We start from the raw sequence: 22863 nt of genomic DNA on the forward strand, positions 1-22863 counted from the left end.
TTTTAATCACTACTCTCTAAAATTTTCCCAAGGTTCAAATCTACTCGTTTCCAAATCAGATGAATTCCACTCATTTTCTTTTCGATAAAGGTACGTGCGATTGAACTGCGGGATGACCACCTCACTCTGGCTCGGTCGAATAAATACATAGTCATCAGGATGGATATCAATTTTACGATCGACACAAATCATTTCCTGGTTGGTGCTTCGTCCATACAATAAATGAGGATGAGATTTTGCTGGATAAACATATTGACCCATCCAATAGCCACCGTAGATAAAAACCGCTTGATGCTTCTGAAAGAATTTTATTTTTTTAAATGAAGGTATCCCTGGCAATGAGACTTCGTCTAATACTTTCAGTACGGGACTCGCAATATATAAAGCGGGTTTAAGCAAAGAAAGATGTTCAGAATCAAAATCGCTGGGCTTTAGCAACATTGAGCCAAATGACAGATCATTACACACACTATGTTTCACGTGAAAACTAAAGGTTGGACTTCCTCCTCCGTTAAAACACAGCTGAGCATGATTTAAATCTGGGAATTGGTGTTTTAAGATGTGCTGATAATTTTGATAAATATGTTGAGACTCAGCATAAGCTGTTTCTGGACGCTTCACCATCTTAGGTAGTTTAGTAACATGCGCATCGTAGCCCATTAAACCACTCAAATTTAGCGTTTTTTGATGCTGCTGAATATAATTGAGCATTTGTATAAATTCAGCAGAATTTTGAACGCCTCCACGATGTAATCCCACATCAATTTCAAGATTGATATTGAAGCTAAATCCCAGTTGATCAGCCAAGGCATGATATTGTTGCAAACGAGCAAAGGAATCAATTAACCAATGTATCTTGCATTTGATTGGCGTGTGATGGTTTTGATAAAACCTTTCTACTGCACGAATTGGCATCGGCTTGCCAAAGAGTAAATCAGCTTGATCAAAATGATTGAACATCAATTGTAAGTGATCAATATGAAATACCATAAAGTGTTGGGTGTCTAAATCGAAACTTAGCTTTTTTAACAAAGGCAAACAAGCCAAAGATTTAACGACTAACCGCGGTTTTAAGTGCTTTGCCGAAGCTAGCTGCTGTTTTACATAAGCAATATTAAAGTTTAATGCATCGTCATCGATCAAGAGCATAGGTTGACCTAAACCATGTGCCCGCAAATCATCATTCATTTGATTAAAAAAACTATTCATCTCTCATCCTTGTTGCCCAAGTAATAGTTTTTCAAGATAGGGATTGAGAAACTTTCGATGGGGATCGAGCGCTTCTCTGATTTGCATAAATTCATTCCATTTCGGATAAAGAGCTCGCATCTCTTGGTGAGACAGTTGATGCATCTTAGCCCAGTGTGGACGGCCTCGATATTTTTGAAAAATCGGCTCAATAAGATCAAATACTTTTTGAGGTGACTGCTTATAATATTGATGGATTGAAATCGAAATACTGTCTTGCTGATAGAAAGGACTTAGCCAAATATCGTCCCCTTTGACCACGCGGAATTCGATAGGGAAAAAAGAATTTATTTGATATTTTCTAAACGTTGCAATCACTTCTTTGATGCATTGAATACCATTCTCAATTGGAATTTGATATTCCATTTCATTGAATTTGGTATTCCGAGGTGTTGCAAAAATATCACTCGACCAATCAATGAATTCTGTTGGCTTCACAAAAACACCGACTAATTTTTGAAGATATTTCGTCAAAAAAGGGGCTTTTTTAGAAATTTCACAACACCATGTTAAAAGTTGATCCTCAGATGGCCAAGAAGTTTCTCTTGGCTTCACCTCACCCTCTGTAACATCAAGTGTTTTAAAAATTAATTGATCTGTAAAAGGGAAAATAAAATATTCCAAATGCCGATGTTGGTGCATCAATTGGAGAAATTGATCAAGGCTTTCTTCTACAGGGGCTAAATGAATTTTCTCTTTCAATTTATATCTAGGGCGGTTTTGCATGGTTATTTTCGTTAATATCCCGAGCGATCCCAACGATACTCTACCTGCCTGAAAAATTTCAGGGTTCTCCGTCTTTGAGCATTGGATTAAATCCCCATTTGCCTGTAATAGCTCAAAATCTTCTACATAGCCTGAAATAGAATATAGCGCTGCACCTGTCCCGTGTGTTCCTGTAGATACAGCACCAGCTAAACTTTGTTGATCAATATCACCCTGATTCATAAGCGACTGCTCATAAGGCGCAAGATGCTGGCCTAAATTGAATAGTCGAGTACCTGCCCATAACGTCGCTTGGCATTTAGCCTGATCAGCATTTAAGACACTTGAAAATCGGTCTAAAGAAATAATAGACGCATCCGTTTTTACCAACGGAGTAAATGAGTGCCCTGCACCAACCACACGAACTTTAGGATGTTGAATCACAATATCCTGTAATTCATGTAATTGGTCTGGATATAAGATATGTTGCGGGTTTGAGTGGCAATATCCCGACCAGTTAGACCAATAATGATGTGTCAGATTACTCATGTTGCCAACTCCTTTTGTGCAACGGCGGTTTGAACATTTCCCCGATTGGTTCTTTTCTCTAATTCTTTTTGAGGTACTGCTTTAGGTACGCAATTTGATAATTGACGTTGTTCAGGTGGCAAACAAATCTGTTTAGCCAAATGTTTAAAATAGGTTTGAAAAGCTGCCAAAGTCCATTGACCAAATAAAGTGTGTCCACCTTCATAGGCTTGTTCTTGATATTCTTCGAATGTCGTGACATAGCCCATATAGTCATTACAATAAGATGCAAACCAAATTTTTGCGTTAGGAAATGTCGGTAATACACTTTTCTGAATGGTATTTAATACGCGCTTACCTGAAGTTGTTGTAAACTCTCCGGGAACACATACCAAAAAAAGTTGACCGATTCGAATGAGCTGAATTGGCACAATATGTGGCACTAAATCGCTTTCTTGAATTGCGCCAGCGTGAACTTGAGCATTCATTTCAGCAATGAGTGGATCTAAAACACCAGGAAGTGAACCTAATTTTTTTCCTAATATCCGATGCTGACCCGATTCAAAAATAATATTTTTGGGTCCTTGAGCATGATAAAGCTTCTGATAATAAGCACTTTCCACTGGATCTTTTGAATTCAATTTACTTCGTTTGAATTGTTTTGAAAGTAAATTCATAGCCATGATCAATGGCTTTGCAGCACCCACACCATCGACTGGTGTGCCCGCAATAAATGCTGTCCCATGACAAGCTTGGCTTGTTATCGCATTGCTATATCCACCTGAAAACTCTGGATCAGCCACAGTATTTGCCATATCCACATACTCGAGTACTGCATCCAAATCTTGATATTGGATGTTTTGATTCTGTTTCTCAAGTAAAGCGGCTAAAGCATACTCACTCTGTATACGACCATTGTTTCTCGCATAGATGTATTCTGCTTCTCCTTTTATCTTTTTTCTGATCTTAGTCTGATTCTTTCCATGGAAGTGTGGTGACACATCGCCTGCTGTTGCTTGCGCAAATATACAAACTGGTCCATACACCCCAGCAGCACTTAAGGTCTCTTCCGAAAGTGTTGCGGCATAGCCTTTATTATCACCATCATGAGCGTCTAATTGATTGCCCAAACATGTCGCATGCACACCAAACAGTGACAACAGAGAATGAAGCTTTTCCCCACGATAAAAGCCAAGGACTTGCATTTGTCGATTGATTGCTTTGTAAGTTTCAGATTCATCGACGAATGCAGTATCGAGATTTCGATTATACGCTTTTATCGAGCGATTCCATGCCACAGGGACTTGCTCAGGAATGTCAATTGTCGCTAATCGAATCTCTGTAAAATCGCGATTGGATAATGCCTGTTGAATACTGGATTGCACAGCATCCACAACTGCATCAAGGTGCTCAGGCACAAATCCTGGTGTCGGCATATTATAAAGAGCTTCATAACCACAACCGCCTGGACCTGAATGGGTATGCGTTGCCATTAGAACCAAACGATGCGGATCGAAACAATCCCTCAACGTTTCATTCAAGCGTTGGATTACATTGATTCGAATTGCTGAAGTAATACAGCCAAAATCTAGACAACATAATATCAATGGGGCATCTTGATCTTTTTGAATGGTCACTGTTCTCGCATACAGCGAAGTTCTTTTTTTATAGGCACGGTGATGCCACATCCCATAGCCAAACATGGCATAGCCTTTGGGTTCGATGTTAATTTCATCTTTCCCCCACCCAACAATATACATATGCAAAATCCTTTTGCTTTTATTATTCGATTTTGAAACTTAAAATCTGTTTAAAATTTACCCCATTTCTCGATCAATTACATTATTCAGCACAAATAAATATCACCAACTTCACGAATAAATCGCAATAAAATGAAGTTAAAAAATATGAAATTTCGCCTAATTGACAAAATGTCACGTTTGCTCGACTAAAGGATAAATGTATTCCGTTTATTTTTTGCTTATCTTTTACTCAGGATTATAAAAATGAAGATGGATACTAAAATGAATTTAAGTCCGTATGACGAACTACCTAGAACGCCAGCAAATTTTGTTGCCCTTTCTCCACTCAGATATTTAGAGCGTGCGGCCTATATCTACCCTCAGCAAGATGCAATTATTCATGGTACACGCCGGATTAGCTGGAAAGAAAAGTACAAACGTTGCCGTCAATTTGCCGATCAGCTGCAAAAGCTTGGTATTCAAAAAAATGATACTGTGTCGGTATTACTTCCAAATATTCCAGCCATGATCGAAGCGCATTTTGCAGTGCCTATGGCAGGCGCTGTACTCAATACATTAAATACGCGCCTAGATGCAAAAACACTCGCATTTATGCTTGAACATGCTGAATCAAAAGTACTTTTAGTTGACCCTGAATTCTCAGAATTAGCACAGGAAGCTTTAGCACAAGTTCCTCAGGACATTTATGTTATCGATGTTGCAGATACTGAATATGAATTCAATGATCAAGCGCCCCGTATTGGAAAAATTGAGTATGAATCTTGGCTTTCACAAGGTAATCCTGAGTTTGAGTGGCAATTACCACAGGATGAATGGGATGCCATCAGCTTAAACTACACCTCAGGCACAACTGGGAATCCAAAAGGTGTGGTCTATCATCATCGTGGGGCTTATATTAATGCAGCGAGTAATATCATTGCTTGTGGTATGACACCCCGTGCCACCTATTTATGGACTTTGCCTCTGTTCCATTGTAATGGATGGTGTTTCGCTTGGACCATGGCCGCCAACGGTGGCACAAATGTTTGTCTTCGAAAAGTTGATCCAGCACAGATCTATCAATTGATCGCGGATCATCAAGTCGATTACTTCTGCGGTGCACCAATTGTATTGTCCATGTTGATCAACACACCAAAAGAGCAACAACGCGAAATTAATCATCGAGTCGAAGTGATGGTTGCTGGTGCAGCGCCACCAGCTGCCATTATTGAAGGTATGCGAAATCTAGGAATCAATGTTACCCACGTCTATGGTCTCACTGAAACCTATGGACCATCAGCGCTATGTGCTTCGCAAGCAGGCTGGAGTGATTTAAGCATCCAAGAACAAGCTCAACTACATTCACGCCAAGGTGTACCTTATCCACTTCAAGATGGGATGAAAGTATTGGATCCTGAAACGATGCTGCCTGTACCGAACGATGGTCAGACCATGGGGGAAATTATGTTCCGTGGCAACATTGTCATGAAAGGTTACTTGAAGAATCCTGAAGCCACCGCTGAAGCATTTGCTGGTGGATGGTTCCATACTGGCGATCTTGCCGTATGCCAGCCTGATGGTTATGCCAAAATCACAGATCGCTCGAAAGATGTGATTATTTCTGGTGGTGAAAATATTTCTTCACTTGAAGTGGAAGAAGTACTTTATCAACACCCTGCCGTGCTGACAGCTGCAGTTGTTGCAAAACCTGATCCACGTTGGCAAGAAGTTCCATGCGCATTTATTGAATTGAAGCAAGGGCAACAAGCTACACCTGAAGAAATCATTGAATACTGCAAACAACATCTTGCTCGATTCAAGGTACCTAAAGACGTAGTGATTACTGAAATCCCTAAAACTTCAACAGGTAAACTGCAAAAGTTTGTGTTGCGAGATTGGGCAAAAGATCGTGCTGCACTCTAAATATTAAGCATCTAAGAAATAAAAAAGGTCTGAAATATCAGACCTTTTTTTTGACCATCAACGATCAGAGATAAGTGCAACTTGCTGAACGTAATTCAGCAAATTTAACTTAGATTGTGCAACAGCATCCTCACCTAAGTTTTTTTGAATATCACGTTCAATACGAAGTAAATGCTGACGTATTGCATGATGCTCTGCAGCATTGTAAGTCTTCATAAATTCTTTAATAACAGGCTCACCTTGTGCAATCATACGATCGACCCAACGGTGCAATTGTGCTGTCTTTTTCGCCCCTTGTTGAGGTGTCAAATAAGATAAGATCATGCTCTCGTCTTCATTGCGTAATAATTTACCAATACGCAAAAATTGACGACGACGAGCCTCACCTGATGTTATCAATTGAACATCCAATAAAGCTTCAATTAAGCGCTCTTCCACAGGAAGGCTTTCAATCTTTTTTTTGGGTAACTCAGCAAGTTGAGCCCCTAAAGCAGCCATACGTTGTACAGCTTTCTTTTGTTCAGTTTTACTTGCACGTCCTTCTAAAGACTCAAAATCATCTTCAGTAAAACGTTGCGATCGACGTGCCACGATTATTCAGCCTCGTAAAATTTTGCTGCGAATAATGCTTGAACTTCAGACAAAGCTTTCTCTTCATCTGCCCCTTCAATCACTAGTCTTAATGTAGTTCCTTTGCCTGCACCGAGCATGAGCAAAGACATAATATTTTTGGCATCGACTAATTTATCGCCCTTACCAATTTTAATCGAACTTCGAAATTTGGTAGTGACCTCAATGAGCTTGCCTGACGCACGCGCATGTAATCCTAATTTGTTAATTACGTCAACAGTTGTGTCAATCATGACCAGTGCTTCATTTCTCTATGCAAGACCTGAATAGACCATTGTGCCTCAAGCGCCTTTTTGAGTCTATCCACAATAAATACAGAGCGGTGCTGACCACCTGTACATCCAATCGAAACCGTAATGTAATGGCGATGCCCTTCTGCAAAGGCAGGCAACCACTTCTCTAAAAATTGCTTTAAATCCTCAAACATCATATTCACTTGGTCAAATGATGTCAGGAATTTTTCAATGGGCTCATCTAAACCCGAATATTTTCTAAGCTCTAAATCCCAATGTGGATTGGGTAAATGCCGCACATCAAAAATAAAATCAGCATCCAACGGAATACCATGCTTATATCCAAAAGACTGTAAAATAACAATTAAGTTATCTACCTGCCCTAAGCGGGATAATAATGTATCTTTAAGATCATGGACACTTTTATCTGATGTATCAATCTGTACAGTTGCTCTTAATTGAATCGGCAACAGTAATTGTTTCTCTTCCTGAATGCACTCATTCAGACTTTTAAAACGATTCGCCAGTGGATGAGGTCGACGCGAAGCACTAAAACGAGCAATTAACTCTTGATCTTTGGTGGTGAGATAAATCACCTCGACCTCACCATGTTTTTCCAGTTGCTGATAAACTTGCTCAAATTCTTGCAAATCAGCGCGTGTACTCCGAACATCAACCCCTAAAGCCAATTGTTCTAAATTATTTTCTTGATCTAACTTTCCAACGATCTCAGGAAGTAATGCTAGCGGCAAATTATCGATACAGTAATAACCTAAATCTTCGAGAACCTGCAATGCAGATGACTTCCCTGAACCGGATTGTCCTGTAACAATAAGAATTCGCTTCATGCACCACACCTGACGATCATCATCGAGTTTAATCCTGTTTTAAAGACTGATTTGTAAATTGTCGATCAAGCGTGTCGAACCAATTTTCGCAGCAACAAATAACACAATATCTTGGTCAAATTGCTCTACTGCCTGCAACATTGGATTACGTGCTTCAACATAATCCACGACAAAGCCAGCATCACTTAAAGTTGATTTTATCTCAGCAAGAACCTCTGTAAGCGCTTGACCTTGTTTTAAATTTGTTTCAGCAGTTTTTAAAGATTGATAAATAACTGGTGCAATTTGACGATGTTCAGCCGAAAGATAACCATTACGTGAACTTAATGCCAAACCATCTTCAGCACGTGCAATTGGCACACCAATAATTTCAATCGGCATGTTCAAGTCACGTACCATTGTCTTAATCACAGCCAACTGCTGGTAGTCTTTTTGACCAAAAAATGCAAAATGTGGTTGTACGATATTAAATAACTTCGTTACCACTACCGCAACACCATCAAAGTGCCCCGGACGTTGAGCACCACATAAATCATTGGTAATTTGACCGACACTAATGTTTGTTAAGCGAGGTTGACTGCCATACATTTGCTCAACTGAAGGTGCAAAAATAATGTCACAACCCTCTTCAGCCAACAACTGACTGTCTTGATCAAGTGTGCGTGGGTAACTGTCATAATCTTCATTTGGGCCAAATTGTATCGGATTCACAAAAATACTGACCACAACCACATCACATAATTTACGTGCTTCACGTACTAAATTTAAGTGACCTTGATGTAGATTCCCCATGGTCGGGACAAAACCAATAGTCTTTCGTGCTTGACGAGCAGCATGAAGTGATGCGGTTAAACCATGGATTGTTGTTTCAGTTTTCATGATTAAAGCTCAACTTGGAACGTATGTTCTTTAGCAGGGAAAGATTGATCTAGTACAGCAGCATGATACGATTTGATTGCATCAAGAATGGCCGTTTCACCAGACTGTTCTTTCATAAAATTACGTACAAAACGTGCAACACGACCGAAGTTTAATCCCAGCATATCTTGAACAACCAGAACTTGGCCATCGGTTTGTGCCCCAGCACCAATACCAATCACAGGTACATGCGGAAATAGTTCTGTAATTTCTTGACCCAATTGTGCAGGTACACACTCTAGCAGTAACACTGCAGCCCCAGCCTCAACAACGGCTTTACAATCAGCAATCAGCTGATCCGCAGCTTCACGCGTTTTGGCTTGTAATTTATAGCCACCAAATACATGAACGGATTGTGGCGTTAATCCAAGATGGACACACACTGGAATACCATTGCGAGTCAATACTTCGACCGTTTCAGCAAGCCAAGCACCACCTTCAAGCTTGACCATTTGTGCGCCAGCTTGCATCACTTTTTTCGAGTTTACTAGTGCATCATTGAGTGTGGCATAACTCATAAAAGGCAGATCAGTTAAGATGAAAGCATGGTTATTTCCACGACGTACAACTGAGGTGTGATAGACCATATCTTCCACATTCACAGGCAACGTTGAATCATGGCCTTGAATAGTCATCCCAAGCGAATCACCAATTAAAATGGTATCTATTTCAGCAATTTCCATTGCCTTCGCCATACTGGCGTCATAACAAGTCAGACATGAAAATTTTCGACCTTGCTGTTTGAATTGTCTTAAATCGCTCAGACTGATCATAAGATGTCCTCTAACACAGTTCCTTAGAACATTTTAAAGTTTAAATATTGATCCAAGATGAATCTGCTAAAACATCCAATTGGCTGTGTTTTGCAATATTCGTTTCTCGAATTTTCTGTCCATGAATTTCTAATTCGACATCCAGATCTAATAACGGCAGTATGACAAAATCTCGCTCAAATATCCCGATATGCGGAACAGTTAAGCGATCATTTTGAATCGTTTGATCACCATATAACAATAGATCTAAATCGAGTGTGCGTTCACCCCAACGACGTAAACGCACCCGCCCTGCTTCATTTTCTATTTTTTGTAATTCATCTAATAATTCAAGCGCCGTTAGACTCGTATCTAAACGAACGACCGCATTGTGGTAATGTGGTTGGTCTTGAGGACCCATAGGTGGACTATGATAAAGCCTTGATGCTTTCACCACACCCAGCATTGCCAGTTTCGTATAGGCTTCTGCCATCAACTGCTGAGAATCACCTAAATTACTTCCCAGTCCAATATATGTTCGTACTGTCATTGGATAGGACCAAACACCACTGTATTTAAATCGCGTTTGACACGTTTACGCTTCAAAATAGGATGATCAGCTGCAATACCATTATCCAAAGCGATACTCGCATTTTGCTCTGTTCTTCGCTCATTCGCTGAAGCGGCCTTACGACTGCGGCGGCTACGTGACTCCGTCTCTTTAACTAGCGGTTCAATCTGCTGAGGCTTTGTTTCCACAACATCTTCGGTCACGGCAACTTTACGTCGTGATTTAGTCCGTTGACGATTGTACTGCGCAATCACACGCTCTTTTTCGTCCAAAGACATCAACTGATAAGCATCCCACCATTGACCCATGCCATTGGTCGTCTGATCTCCAGACTTTTCACGCAGCAACATAAAGTCAAAACCTGCTCTAAAACGAGCATGACCTGAGAGTGCTTCAATTTGCTGAGGTTTTGGGTTCAACAAACGAGTTTGCATTTCCCAAACTTCACGAATAAAGGTTTCTGCAAAACGCGGAATAATCGTGCGTGTCGCTTGGCGCTTCAGCACATCTAAGCCAGCTTGAGCACGTGCTTCAGCTGCCACAACACCTTTATGCATATAAAAATCACAACGCTCAAGGAATGGTTTCCACAACAATACCGCATAGAAAAATGCAGGGTTAATCGTTTTACCAATTTGAATTCGCTGATCTGTATTTTTCGCTGCACGTTCAATAAATGCATCAATATGAGGAGGGATATCTGCAAATAATTGTTTCCAGATTCCAAACTCAATCAACATTGGGAGCACACGATTCAAATGCCCCATTGTGAATAACTTTTGAGATTCATCATATAAACGATGTGGTGATACATCACGTAAAAGCAAGGTTGCTTCAGGTGTAAATACGTCTAAAATTGCAGGATCAATTTTAAAGTTAAGTTTCGCAGCAAATCTCAGTGTTCGTAACATACGAACTGGATCTTCTTCAAAACGTAACTTTGGATCACCCAATAAACGCAATGTTTTTGTTTTTATATCATCAATAGCGTTACAGAAATCAAGAACGATACCCTTACGCGGTTGGTAATACATCGCATTGATTGAGAAATCTCGACGAGCAAAATCTTCTTCAATTGAGCCCCAATTATTATCTCTTAGAATCATCCCTGCAGCAGAAGTCACTGCTTTTTTAGGAGGAGCTCGGAAAGTGGCCACTTCAATTAATTCACGACCAGAATAGACATGAGCCAACTCAAAACGACGACCAATAATTCGGCAACGACGACCAAATACTTCTTTAATTTGTGAAGGTGTCGCATTGGTTACAGCATCGAAATCTTTAGGGGCAAGTCCAAGCATCAAATCACGGACACCACCACCGACGATATAGGCTTCATAGCCGGCTTTAGTTAAAGAATCAATAACATCTAAAATGGAAGAAGGTAATTGTGCAGTGGATAAACCGCACTTTGACGCGTGCAAAGTTTGCAAAAGACGCTGTCTCCTACGTCAGAACGTAAAATCATAATTGTGCTAATCATAGCTCTAACACAATCAAAGGGCAATTTTATTCTCCAAGATTCACCGTCAAAATTGATTAAATTTCAACACCCCTTAGTGCCATTTGATCTCTATAAAAATGTGTTAGAGGGCTAACTGGTTGCGATTCTTTTCGATAAACTTTGGACCTATTCCTTTGACATTTTGAAGTTCATCTACTGACTTAAAACTGCCATGCTTTTGCCGATACTCAATAATTGCAGCAGCTTTCTTCTCACCCACTCCTTTAATCATTTGTAGTTCAACCATTGAAGCCGTATTAAGACGAACTTTAGTTGATTGCCCGACACCACCAGCTGCTTGCTTTGATGATGTATTTACGGCTGGTCGAGATAAATAATGGTTCGCACTTTGCCGGTTAAGTCGTTGATCATGAGCTTCTTGCTCTGCTTTCCATTTTAAGTAAGATTGATCAAACTGTTGTGGATATGCCGAACTGATTAAACTCACACATGCAGTAAATATCAGAAGAAGAAAAGAAATGATGCTATTCATGTTGAACCTGAATTTTATTGTTATGTTGCTTTAGATACACTTTTGCCTGATCCCACAATTGGTCCATTTCTTTGAGACTCATATTTTCAATGGGCGTATTTCTATTTTTTGCCTGCAACTCAATGTATGAAAAACGTTGTTTAAATTTATGGATGGTTCCAAGTAGAGCCATCTCACTTGAAATGCCGATTTTACGTCCAACATTGATTAAAGAAAATAAACAATCTCCAAACTCCTCTTGTATTTCGTCGGAATTTTGATGGTTGAGCGCCTCTCTCAATTCAGATAACTCTTCATCTAACTTTTCATACGCTTGCTCAACATTTTCGAAATCAAATCCAATCTGAGCTACATTTTTTTGAATTTGCTCGGCTTGATCTAAGGCAGGACCCGCTTTAATTTCATCTAAACGTGATTTAGTTTTGTCTTTTTTCTCTTCAGCCTTAATTTTTTGCCAAAGTTCACTCACCTGCTGTTCATTTAGTTGTTCAAATTGAGCCGATTGAAAGACATGAGGATGTCTTCGAATCAACTTGTCGCACAGTGTTTCCACCACATCATGAAAATTAAATGCTCCTTGCTCACTATACATTTGCGATTGAAATACAACTTGCAGCAGAAGATCTCCCAATTCCTCTTTTACATGCGCTGTATTTTGTGATCGAACTGCTTCTTCTACCTCATAAGCCTCTTCAATCGCATAGCGAGTCAAGCTTTCAGGCGTTTGTTTTTGATCCCATGGACATTTCGCACGAAGCTCTTGCATGATATTTAAAAGTTTTTCCATGAAAGTTGATCTCTAGTGAATGATGAGTTTAAAGATATTGTTGATTCAATGAACAATCTTATGCTCAACTAGGAACATAAAATGATGTAAAACAACAAGGATTTTCGATGACATCTAGCATTTTTATCAGTGGCGCGGCTCAAGGGATTGGCGCAGCTACCGCAAAACTATTCTATCAGCAAGGTTATAAAGTCGGTATTTATGACATCAATCTCGAACAAGCTGAACAATTGGCTCGATCTTTAGGGCCAAATGCTAAAGCGGGTTTGCTAGATGTTTCCCAATACGACCAATGGCAAAGTGCTTTAACTGAGTTCAACGAATGGGCTGGTGAAATAAATATATTATTAAATAATGCTGGCATCTTATATTCAGGGGCATTCGAAAATACAGATATCTCATCGCATCATCGAACATTTAATATCAATGTTAACGGCGTTCTCAATGGCTGTCATGCTGCGCTCCCTTTCTTAAAACAGGCCTCCCACGCACGTATCATCAATATGTCCTCTGCTTCTGCTATCTATGGTCAAGCTGATTTAGTGTCCTATTCAGCAAGTAAATTTGCTGTTCGCGGCATTACAGAAGGTCTTGATGTTGAATGGCAAAAATATGGAATACGCGTATTAGACATCATGCCATTATTTGTTCAGACTGCCATGGTAAAAGGCATGGATGCGGGTACGATTCAAAATATGGGAGTCAGTCTCAGCGCCCAAGACGTTGCTCAGGAAATTTACCGTGTCGCACGTTTAAAAAACCATCACTTAACCGTGACTCACCATACGGTTGGCATCAAAACTGAACTGATGTATCACCTGTCAAGATTCAGTCCTCAATTGATCAATAGAGTGACAAATTTAATATTAAGTAAAAAGAAATGACAAATTAGTCGCATTTGTGTAATATTCCCTCGCCCCAACAGGGGCATTTATAACAATGCGTTACAAATGAGAATATATAATGAAAAAAATTTTAACTTTAGCTATCGCTACTGCTTTAACAACGACTCTTGCTCAAGCTTCGGGTGAACTACCAACGAAACAACACTCAACTGCTGAACTCAAGGCAATGGATTGTGCAACACTAGCTGTTGAAAAAGCCAATGCTAAGCGTAACTTAGAAAATGCTGATAAAAATATTGCAGCTGCTGCAACCCAAACGCCAGCTAAATCATTGAGCAAATGGGCGGGTATGGCAGGTAATGCATTATCTACTTTCGGTGGCAACTCAGAAAAAGCAACAAAAATGGGGCAAGTTGCAAACTCTGTAGCGGGTGAAAGCGATACTTCTGATGCTGCAAATATTCCATTACAGCAACAGATCAAAGCTGCATCGCAAGCAAACATCGATAATATTGGAATCTATCAAGGTTCTAAAAAATGCAAAATCTGATTTAACTCTATTTGAGTGATCAGTCATAAAAAAGCCTGCTAAAGCAGGCTTTTTTTAATTTCCTTGAACCAAACGTCTTGCGCTAATGATGCCTGGTTGCTGTTCCAATCGAGCCAACAAGCGAGACAATTGAGCCAAACCTTTGACCTCAATCAATAGTTTCATATTGGCAATACCATCCGCTTCGGAAATGGTATTCACTTGGCGAATATTAATCTGATCTGAAAAAATCACTTGGGTTAGATCCTTCAGCAGTCCTCGACGATCATAAGCCTCAACCACAATTTGGACACTCTGCCCTCTTGTAGGTTGCATTTCCCAATCTGCTTCAACAGCGCGTTCAGGTTCTTGGCTGATCATACGTACATAATCCGGACAAGCCACCTTATGAATACTCACCCCACGATTGAGTGTGATATATCCAGCAATCGACTCACCATGAACAGGCTGACAACATTGTGCAATATGTAGTTCAACATTATCCAAACCGTCAATCAGAATCCCATGCGCTGATAATGTATGACTCGCCCGTGGATTTAATGCTGGCTTCAGCACTAACTCAGGCTCATCTTGATCCAAGTGCATATGACGATTGACTTGATTAATCAATGCATGAAGACTGATATCTCCACTCACCAAGGATACAAGAATGTCCTCACCTGTTTTAACGTTAAAATGAGCACAATAATCACTCAAATCAATACTTTTTGGGTGAATTGCAAGACGTGATAATTCCTTGGTGAGAATCTCTCGACCGACTTCTAAGTTCTTACTACGGTCTTGCTGTCTGAACCAATGGCGCAACTTGTCTCTTGCACGTGCTGTCTTGATATAACCTAAAGAGTTCACCAACCAATCACGATTTGGCTCACGATCTTTCTTGGTCAAAATCTCGACTTGTTCACCTGTTTTTAATGTATAAGTCAGTGGAACATAACGTTGGTTTACACGTGCTGCATAACACTTGTTGCCAACCTCCGTATGCACATGGTATGCAAAATCTAAAACGGTTGAATTACGTGGTAATTCTTTGATGTCACCATCACGACTAAAAACATAAATTTTTTCAAAATCTTCAAAATCTTGAAGCTGATTGAAATTTTCAGTTTCGTCTTCATTCGGATGCGCACCTGCTTCATTTCGTTCTTGATAATGCTCAAGCACGGAACGTAAAGAGTGTAAACGATGATTAAATGAATAATCTGTAGTTTTCGCACCTTCTTTATAATTGAAATGAGAACAAACGCCTAACTCAGCTTCTTCATGCATTTCAGTGGTTCTGATTTGTATCTCTAAAGATTTATTTTCAGCAATCACTGCAGTATGTAAAGAGCGATAACCATTGGCTTTCGGGTTAGTGATGTAATCATCAAATTGATGGGGAATATGACGCCAGATTTGGTGTACGATCCCCAAAGCGTGATAACACTCAGATACATTTTGAACTAATACACGAACAGCTCGAATGTCATATAGCTGATCGAAACTTAAGTTCTTGCTTTTCATTTTTCGATAAATCGAATAAATGTGTTTCACACGACCTGAGATTTCAGCCTCAATGCCATGCTTCAACAACTCACTTTTCAGCTTATCGACCACGAATTGAATATATTGTTCGCGCTCTAAGCGTTTTTCATTGAGTAAAGATGCAATTTCTTTATAGCGCTCTGGTGCTAAATAACGGAACGCAAGATCTTCAAGTTCCCATTTTAACTGCGCGATACCAAGACGATGCGCCAAGGGCGAGTAAATGGTCAAAATTTCTCGTGCGACACGCTCTTGACGCTCTTTTGGAGAGTTTGCCAACTCACGCAAAGCCAGCGTACGCTCAGCCAACTTGATTAATACAACGCGAACATCCTCTGTTACTGAGATCAACATCTTGTAGATCCCAGTTAAATGTTCACGCTGATTATTATTGAAGTGATCTTCTAAACGTTTATTTTTTTCGATCAGCTCTGACAACTTACCCATTGCCAAAGTGCCTTTCACCAAATTGTAGACACTTTCACCAAAGCTTTTACGAATCTCCTCAAGCGACGTCATGCCCTCACGCACACTACGATAAAGCATCGCTGCTGACAAAGTATCTTCATCAACATGTAGGTGAGCCAAAATATCTGCCATACCTAAGCCAGTCGCGAAGGTATTGGTTTTATGATGGTGATCAGAAGTCAGTTCTTTTTTTAAAACACTAAGAGCGACTTCTTCTAATTTTTTAAGTTCTGCACCGTCTAAAATAATCCGCGCACGGTCTAGCCAAGTTGCTAAACCAAGTTGCGCTTCAGCGGCATGTTCTACAGTCGTTTCCTCAGACAACTCAGTCAGTCGTCCAGGTAACTGCTCACGTACTGTGACCATACCCTTCTCCTTTTTTAAATCTAATCTTCATTTTATTAAATCAACACTTAGCACTAGCTTTTTTCAAATAAAGCAATAGATTCAACATGGCCTGTATGACTGAACATATCCATCACACCAGCTTTCTTCAACTGATAACCATGTTGTACTAAAATCCCTGTATCACGTGCTAATGTAGCAGGATTACAGGAAACATAGACGATTTTTTTTGCACCAAAATTTGGCACATAGTGCATAATTTCTTCAGCTCCAGCGCGTGGTGGGTCTATTAAGAGTGCATCGAACCCTTGATTTGCCCAAGAATGTTGCGAAAAATCTTGCGTTAAATCCTGAGCATAAAATTTTACGTTTGTGATGCCGTTTTTCAGTGCATTTTCTGTCCCACGCATCACCATTTCCTCACTTCCCTCCACCGCGACGACCTCACCCCGTGTTACAGAACGTGCAAGTGGCAATGAAAAATTCCCTAGACCACAGAATAAATCAAGAACACGCTCATTTCCGCTCAGGTCAAGCAATTCACATGCCAGCTTCACCATTTGAGGATTAATGGTGGGGTTAACCTGAGTAAAGTCAGTCGGTTTAAATCCAAACGTCACATTAAAATCCGGTAGTGAGTAATGTAATCGCTCAGATAGGTCACCATCCGCACGATGAACACTACTTACACCAGCTGGTTGCAAATAAAGCTGCCATGATCTTTCTAACGCAAATTCACGCAGTTGGTTGACATCATTTTGCAGTAATTTGTTGGTATGACGTATCAAAAGTGCAACCTCTTGATCTCCTTTCGCCAATTCAATATGACCTATATCTGCTTTTGACTTCAGTTTTTCAAGGAGTACCTTGAGGTGAGGTAACGCAGCATCTAGCTCTGCATCTAAAATTTTGCAGGTTTTAATTTCAGTAAGCTGATTAGATTGAGCCTCACGAAAACCCATGACTAATTTATTTTTTTTAGCAATGTAGCGAACGCCAATACGAGCCTTGTGACGATAATCTTCACGTGTCGAACGCAATGGTTCTAGCCACGACTCTGGAAGAGCACCTGCAAAGTGGGTGAGATGCGACTCTAAAACTGATTGTTTTAAACGAATTTGTTCATCTAATTTTATGTGCTGCATATTACAGCCTCCACATTTTCCAAAATGTGGACAAACTGGCTGTGTACGAATTGGACTCGGCACCCCAATCAACTGCACACAATCAGCTTCTTCTAATTTTTTTGCCTGATGGGTAATTTGAGCTTCTACTGTTTCTCCTGGCAGTGCAAAACGAATAAAGACCTTTTTACCCAATTTGTCTTGAGGATGTTCCTGTCCTTGAAAATGTGCGATCCCTCGCCCTTCGTGTGAAAGTCTCTCAACTGTAAATGTATAACGAAGAAGTTGAGATGAGCGATGTGCGGCACGTTGTTTCAAAGAGATAACCTAATGTTGAGTTGATTTAAAATCCGAAGCGGTGAAGTCAGTTTTTTCAGCAGTTTCTTGCCAAATACGCAAAAATTCTGTTTGCTGGGGTTGACCTTGAAGATAATGAATCGTCGCTTGAATCCAGAGACGATGATCTTCAGGCAAAATCTGTCCTTTTAACAATACATAGCGCAGATAGACTAACCATGTGTTTAAAACATCTCCTTCACAATAACTGGTTAATTCTATCCAATTATTGTTACGAACATATTCAGGGATAAAATAACCTGGTGTTCCGCGCTTACCCGGGTAACCGAGCATATAGGCGACATCATCCAGTTTTTGGAAGTGACGCGCATTAAACATTGCCATAAAATCCATCAAATCAATATGACGATGATGGTAACGATTCTGGTAGTTATTATAGCGCTTTTGTGTATCAATTTCGCCTTGATCAAACAGACTTGGCGCAGACAACCCATGATACATTGCTCTATACATAATAACAGGCAGATCAAATTGGGAGCCATTCCAACTGACTAAAGTCGGATTACGTTTATCAAAAATTGATATAAATTTTTGTAAAATTTCAGGTTCTGAATAATGTTCACGACTGAATGAAAATAATTTCATTCCCGCCTTTTCATCAATCCATAGTCCTGAAATACAGACAATTTCATGTAAAGCAAGTCGCTGAAAGTCAGTGCCCGCTTCTTGACGTCTTAACTTACTCAGCGCTTGTTCAATACTATCTTCTGGTAAATCTAAGCCATATAGATGCGCTCCTGATTTAAGATCGGTCAATGTTTCAATATCAAACACTAAAACAGGTAAGCGCATATAGATTTACTCGAATTTATTGTTCATCTTCTACAGAGAATAAACCCGTAGAGAGATAACGATCACCACGATCACACACGATACATGCAATCACAGCACCAGGATGTTGTTCAGCGATTTTTATTGACGCCCAAACTGCACCACCAGAAGAAGTACCAGCACTAACTCCTTCCTTACGTGCCAATTGACGAGCCATTTTTTCAGCTTCAATTTGTGGAATATCCATAATTTGATCAACACGAGAAGCATCAAAAATCGTCGGTAAATATTCTTGAGGCCAACGGCGAATACCTGCAATATTCGACCCTTCAGATGGCTGTAGACCAATAATTTGAATATCTGGATTTTGTTCTTTGAGGTATTTTGAAATCCCCATGATGGTTCCCGTTGTTCCCATCGAACTAACAAAATGCGTAATTTTACCGCCAGTTTGTTGCCAAATTTCTGGACCAGTTGTCAAATAGTGTGCTTGGACATTGTCTGGATTACCAAACTGATTGAGCACCAAACCTAGACCATCTTTTTCCATTTGCAATGCGATATCACGAGCTTCTTCCATATTCTCGGATTCAATAAGCTCAGCACCATACGCACGCATTGCATCTTTGCGTTCTTGGCTAGAACTTGCAGGCATAATCAATTTCATTTTATAGCCACGCATTGCCGCTACCATGGCTAATGCAATACCTGTGTTACCGCTAGTCGCTTCGATCAGCGTATCACCTGGCTTAATGTCACCACGTTTTTCAGCTTGCATGATCATGTTATATGCTGGGCGATCTTTAACAGAGCCCGCTGGATTATTCCCTTCCAGTTTTGCCAATACAGTCGCTTGAGTATGACTTGCCAGACGCTGTAACCTAACCAATGGGGTTTTACCCACATAGTGGTCTAATAAAAAATCGTCTGATTGAAAATCTACTTGTGTATTACTCATTATTTGCACCCATATTGAGGTGCAGGTATTGTATGAAAAAAAGTATCTCACTGCATCAATTTCAAAGGCTTTTTAATGAGGGTGATTAAAGCACCATCATTTTTTTAAAGCGTGCTAATATGCCCAACATGGGGAATGAGTCACTCTGCACATGTCGAATTTGAATAAAAAAATCTTCAATCGCTTAAAACTAAACCATGCTTATGGGCAATTGATTGCCCTCATTTTTGTACCCATTGCGGTACTGGCAAGCGTCGGCTCTGCACTGGTGCTCACAGAAACGTCTAATTCCGCAAAATCAGAACAACGCTTTGCCGCAAATGCAATTTTAAGTCGTTATAAATACACGACAGAAAACCTACTTATTGCGCTTGAAAAAAAACCCTCACAAGCGCAACAAGACCGCGCTAAAAGCATCTTACAAAAGATGTTTAATGAAAAATATTTACTCAGTGTCGCAGTCCTAGACCAACAACAAAAACCTTATTTTGGGTTAGGCTATCGCAATGAAAAACCTTGGCCTAGCTTCCCGACCAATGTACAAACATTTGGTCCGATTAAAGATCAACATAATCATATTTATGGCTTAGCATTAAATACGCCTGATCAAAGTAAAAAATGGCTTGTTATCGAGCTAGATAATCAACCTCTAGCCATTTCTCAATATCGTGTTTTCATTGTACTGATCACGACGGGTTTGTTGACACTTTTACTATTATTACTGTGCTTGAACTTTTATTCACGACGTTGGATTGCACCTATGTACGAAATACGTATGCAATTACAGCGACTCAATGCAGACACACTCGACCAACACATGGTCATCAATAGTACTGGCGAGTTAAGGTTACTCCAACGTGATATTGCGAATGTCGTGAAGCGTCTACATTTCAGCTTTTTAGAGCTGAAGGAACATACCGAGCAGACCGAAGACGATTTAAGACGTACGCTTGATACACTTGAAGTGCAAAATATTACTTATAAACAAGCACGCGATCAGGCCATCTCATCCAATCAGGCAAAATCTGTTTTTCTTGCCAATATCAGTCATGAGTTGCGTACCCCGCTGAATAGTATCGATGGTTTTATTCACTTGTTATTGCGCCAAGAGAATCTCAGCAATGATCAAAGCCTGTATTTGCAAACGATTCGCAAATCATCAGCACATCTTTTAGCACTGATCAATGATGTCTTAGACTTTTCAAAAATTGATGCCGGTAAACTTGAATTAGAAACCGCATCATTTGATTTAGAAGAAGCGATCTTCGATGTTATGGACATGTTGTCGCCATTAGCCGCCCAAAAAAATATCGATATGGCCTTCTACTATGCCGATAACATTCCAAAGTATGTGATTGGCGATGCTTTACGTTGTAAACAGATTTTGACTAACCTGATTTCAAATGCCATCAAATTCACTCCTGATGGTGAAATTATTGTACGTGTTCGCATGGAGCATGACGATCTAGAACATTGCCTATTGCATTTCAGTGTTCAAGATAGTGGTATTGGATTAAGTGGTACAGATCGTAAACGGTTATTTGAATCATTTTCTCAAGGCGATGCTTCCGTTACTCGTCAATTTGGTGGCACAGGTTTAGGGTTAGCAATCTCAAAACAATTGGTTAATCTGATGCATGGCCAAATTGGCTTTGAAGATAACCAAGAACGCGCCCCAACTGAAAAGGGTTCAACATTCTGGTTTACTGCGAAATTTGCGGTTGATGAATATGAAATTATTCATCCGCAATTCCATGACATGCGTGTCATCTCCTATTTAGCCCACCCTGCAACTGCGAATGTTTTACGTCATTATTTAGAAAATTACGGTGTTGAACACACAGAAGCTCAATCCATTCTAGATTTATTCAGCCGTCTAAACGGTTTGACACATCAACCTGAAAATACGTGGTTGATTGTAGATCACAGTGGTGATCCAGAGGCTTTATTAAAAGAGATTCGCGGACGTTATCAAGGTCACTTAGCCGTATATGGCTATCAGATGGCGCTCGACCTCAACATGTTGAATGAATACAAAGCGAGACCACTGTATCAACCTCTGAGCCGTTCATCATTAATTCAGCTTTTGGAAAATCAGCCAATATTTGAAGTAGAACCTCATGATAACTTTAAAGCCCTTAATTTACATGTACTTGCAGTAGACGATCATCTACCAAACTTAATCGTTTTAGAAGCTTTGCTCGGCGAAATTAATGTTCAAACAACTAAAGCGCAAAGTGGACAAGAGGCACTACAAATTTTACAACAACAGATTCAAAATGATGAAAAGCCGTTTGATCTGATATTTATGGACATTCAAATGCCAGTGATGTCTGGCATCGATACGACTCGTGCGATCAGATCGTTAGAATCCACCATCGAGGGACGTCACACACCAATCATTGCACTCACAGCACATGCTTTAGCAGATGAGAAACAAAAATTACTTAAAGTCGGCATGGATGACTATGTCACCAAACCAATCCAAATGGATCAGATTATTCAGATTCTGACGCATTGGAGCAGTGATAAGTTTATTCATCCAATTAAATCCCAAGAAAAAACTTTACGTATCGAAACCTTAGATCATCAGGTTTTAGATTGGAAACAGTGCGTTCAATTGGCAGCGAATAAAGAAGATTTAGCACAAGATTTATTGAAGATGTTGGTGGACAGCTTCCCGAATGAACTTGCTGAAATAGAACAACTCATCGAACTTGAAGATTATCCGCAGCTCGAACATGTATTACACCGTTTATATGGGGCAACACGCTACGTCGGCACTCCGAATTTACAAAGCATCACAGGTGAATTTGAACAGTTCGTTTCAACGCTGCGTAAAGAGCGTAGAAAAGCAGATGAGCAATTTATTGAAAATGTGATGAAACTGTTGGATGAATTAAAACATGCGATTGGACAAGTAAAAGAAGCAGCCGAGTCTATTCTGAATCATTAATAGACGATCAACACCCTGTCTTAGGCAATACGTGATGACTCTAGTGTCACGACAGTCTATTTTGGACATGTTATGCTTAA

Annotated in this window: 20 protein-coding genes; 4 read left to right on the plus strand and 16 right to left on the minus strand. The window is 40.0% G+C overall.

The genetic code is table 11. From position 1 onward, the window contains the following. Positions 1–9 precede the first annotated feature (9 nt). Genes AC1M9P_RS10405 through AC1M9P_RS10415 form a run of 3 tightly spaced genes read right to left on the minus strand, consistent with a single transcriptional unit; the run spans position 10 to position 4241 of the window. Entirely contained in the window at positions 10–1209 is a 1200-nt protein-coding gene (locus AC1M9P_RS10405) for an alanine racemase (RefSeq protein ID WP_481587549.1), read from the minus strand. Positions 1210–1212: 3 nt separating this feature from the next. After that, positions 1213–2502: a D-arabinono-1,4-lactone oxidase gene (locus AC1M9P_RS10410; RefSeq protein WP_481587550.1), complete on the minus strand. Its 1290-nt coding sequence runs from the start codon at positions 2500–2502 to the stop codon at positions 1213–1215. Beyond that, positions 2499–4241 (minus strand): neutral/alkaline non-lysosomal ceramidase N-terminal domain-containing protein, encoded by a 1743-nt coding sequence (locus AC1M9P_RS10415; protein WP_481587551.1) that lies wholly within the window; start codon positions 4239–4241, stop codon positions 2499–2501. Before AC1M9P_RS10415 ends, AC1M9P_RS10410 begins: the two co-directional genes overlap by 4 nt. A gap of 264 nt (positions 4242–4505) precedes the next feature. Here AC1M9P_RS10415 and AC1M9P_RS10420 point away from each other — a divergent pair, with 264 nt between their 5' ends. Beyond that, positions 4506–6146, plus strand: a complete 1641-nt coding sequence (locus AC1M9P_RS10420) for an acyl-CoA synthetase (RefSeq protein ID WP_481587552.1) — start codon at positions 4506–4508, stop codon at positions 6144–6146. A 57-nt stretch (positions 6147–6203) separates the two neighbouring features. Here AC1M9P_RS10420 and yjgA read toward each other — a convergent pair whose 3' ends face one another. From yjgA to mazG, 9 genes are all read right to left on the minus strand, one after another. Then, positions 6204–6737 (minus strand): ribosome biogenesis factor YjgA, encoded by a 534-nt coding sequence (gene yjgA / locus AC1M9P_RS10425; RefSeq protein WP_035265351.1) that lies wholly within the window; start codon positions 6735–6737, stop codon positions 6204–6206. Between the two features lie 2 nt (positions 6738–6739). Beyond that, positions 6740–7009, minus strand: coding sequence for an HPr family phosphocarrier protein (locus AC1M9P_RS10430; protein ID WP_035265349.1), 270 nt, complete (start codon positions 7007–7009; stop codon positions 6740–6742). Then, positions 7006–7857: an RNase adapter RapZ gene (gene rapZ, locus AC1M9P_RS10435; protein WP_035265345.1), complete on the minus strand. Its 852-nt coding sequence runs from the start codon at positions 7855–7857 to the stop codon at positions 7006–7008. The genes AC1M9P_RS10430 and rapZ overlap by 4 nt, the downstream gene beginning before the upstream one ends. A 39-nt stretch (positions 7858–7896) precedes the next feature. Continuing rightward, on the minus strand, positions 7897–8736 hold the full coding sequence (gene panC, locus AC1M9P_RS10440; protein ID WP_035265343.1) for a pantoate--beta-alanine ligase: 840 nt from the start codon (positions 8734–8736) through the stop codon (positions 7897–7899). A gap of 2 nt (positions 8737–8738) precedes the next feature. Further along, positions 8739–9548 carry a 3-methyl-2-oxobutanoate hydroxymethyltransferase gene (panB, locus tag AC1M9P_RS10445; protein WP_179998618.1) on the minus strand — a complete coding sequence of 270 codons (810 nt, stop codon included), beginning with the start codon at positions 9546–9548 and terminating at the stop codon, positions 8739–8741. Positions 9549–9588: 40 nt separating this feature from the next. Beyond that, on the minus strand, positions 9589–10077 hold the full coding sequence (gene folK / locus AC1M9P_RS10450) for a 2-amino-4-hydroxy-6-hydroxymethyldihydropteridine diphosphokinase (RefSeq protein ID WP_035265339.1): 489 nt from the start codon (positions 10075–10077) through the stop codon (positions 9589–9591). Next, positions 10074–11531: a polynucleotide adenylyltransferase PcnB gene (gene pcnB, locus AC1M9P_RS10455; protein ID WP_092768327.1), complete on the minus strand. Its 1458-nt coding sequence runs from the start codon at positions 11529–11531 to the stop codon at positions 10074–10076. The genes folK and pcnB overlap by 4 nt, the downstream gene beginning before the upstream one ends. Positions 11532–11684: 153 nt before the next feature. Continuing rightward, positions 11685–12095: a ComEA family DNA-binding protein gene (locus AC1M9P_RS10460; RefSeq protein WP_092768325.1), complete on the minus strand. Its 411-nt coding sequence runs from the start codon at positions 12093–12095 to the stop codon at positions 11685–11687. Beyond that, entirely contained in the window at positions 12088–12882 is a 795-nt protein-coding gene (gene mazG, locus AC1M9P_RS10465) for a nucleoside triphosphate pyrophosphohydrolase (protein WP_481587553.1), read from the minus strand. Before mazG ends, AC1M9P_RS10460 begins: the two co-directional genes overlap by 8 nt. Before the next feature lie 107 nt (positions 12883–12989). Between mazG and AC1M9P_RS10470 the strand changes: the two genes are divergently transcribed. Together AC1M9P_RS10470 and AC1M9P_RS10475 are read left to right on the plus strand one after the other, a co-directional pair. Then, positions 12990–13766 carry an SDR family oxidoreductase gene (locus tag AC1M9P_RS10470; protein WP_481587554.1) on the plus strand — a complete coding sequence of 259 codons (777 nt, stop codon included), beginning with the start codon at positions 12990–12992 and terminating at the stop codon, positions 13764–13766. A 79-nt stretch (positions 13767–13845) separates the two neighbouring features. Continuing rightward, positions 13846–14277 (plus strand): hypothetical protein, encoded by a 432-nt coding sequence (locus tag AC1M9P_RS10475; RefSeq protein ID WP_035265332.1) that lies wholly within the window; start codon positions 13846–13848, stop codon positions 14275–14277. Between the two features lie 54 nt (positions 14278–14331). Here AC1M9P_RS10475 and AC1M9P_RS10480 read toward each other — a convergent pair whose 3' ends face one another. Genes AC1M9P_RS10480 through cysM form a run of 4 tightly spaced genes read right to left on the minus strand, consistent with a single transcriptional unit; the run spans position 14332 to position 19827 of the window. Beyond that, positions 14332–16638 carry a RelA/SpoT family protein gene (locus tag AC1M9P_RS10480; protein ID WP_035265331.1) on the minus strand — a complete coding sequence of 769 codons (2307 nt, stop codon included), beginning with the start codon at positions 16636–16638 and terminating at the stop codon, positions 14332–14334. Between the two features lie 53 nt (positions 16639–16691). Then, entirely contained in the window at positions 16692–18059 is a 1368-nt protein-coding gene (gene rlmD / locus AC1M9P_RS10485) for a 23S rRNA (uracil(1939)-C(5))-methyltransferase RlmD (RefSeq protein WP_481587555.1), read from the minus strand. 9 nt (positions 18060–18068) lie between these two features. Further along, positions 18069–18890, minus strand: a complete 822-nt coding sequence (locus AC1M9P_RS10490; protein WP_481587556.1) for a 3'-5' exonuclease — start codon at positions 18888–18890, stop codon at positions 18069–18071. Positions 18891–18906: 16 nt separating this feature from the next. After that, entirely contained in the window at positions 18907–19827 is a 921-nt protein-coding gene (cysM, locus tag AC1M9P_RS10495) for a cysteine synthase CysM (RefSeq protein WP_481587557.1), read from the minus strand. A 151-nt stretch (positions 19828–19978) separates the two neighbouring features. Between cysM and AC1M9P_RS10500 the strand changes: the two genes are divergently transcribed. Then, positions 19979–22783 (plus strand): GacS-like sensor histidine kinase, encoded by a 2805-nt coding sequence (locus AC1M9P_RS10500; RefSeq protein WP_481587558.1) that lies wholly within the window; start codon positions 19979–19981, stop codon positions 22781–22783. The last annotated feature ends 80 nt before the right edge of the window (positions 22784–22863 follow it).

Source organism: Acinetobacter sp. 25-47-122 (assembly GCF_056779695.1).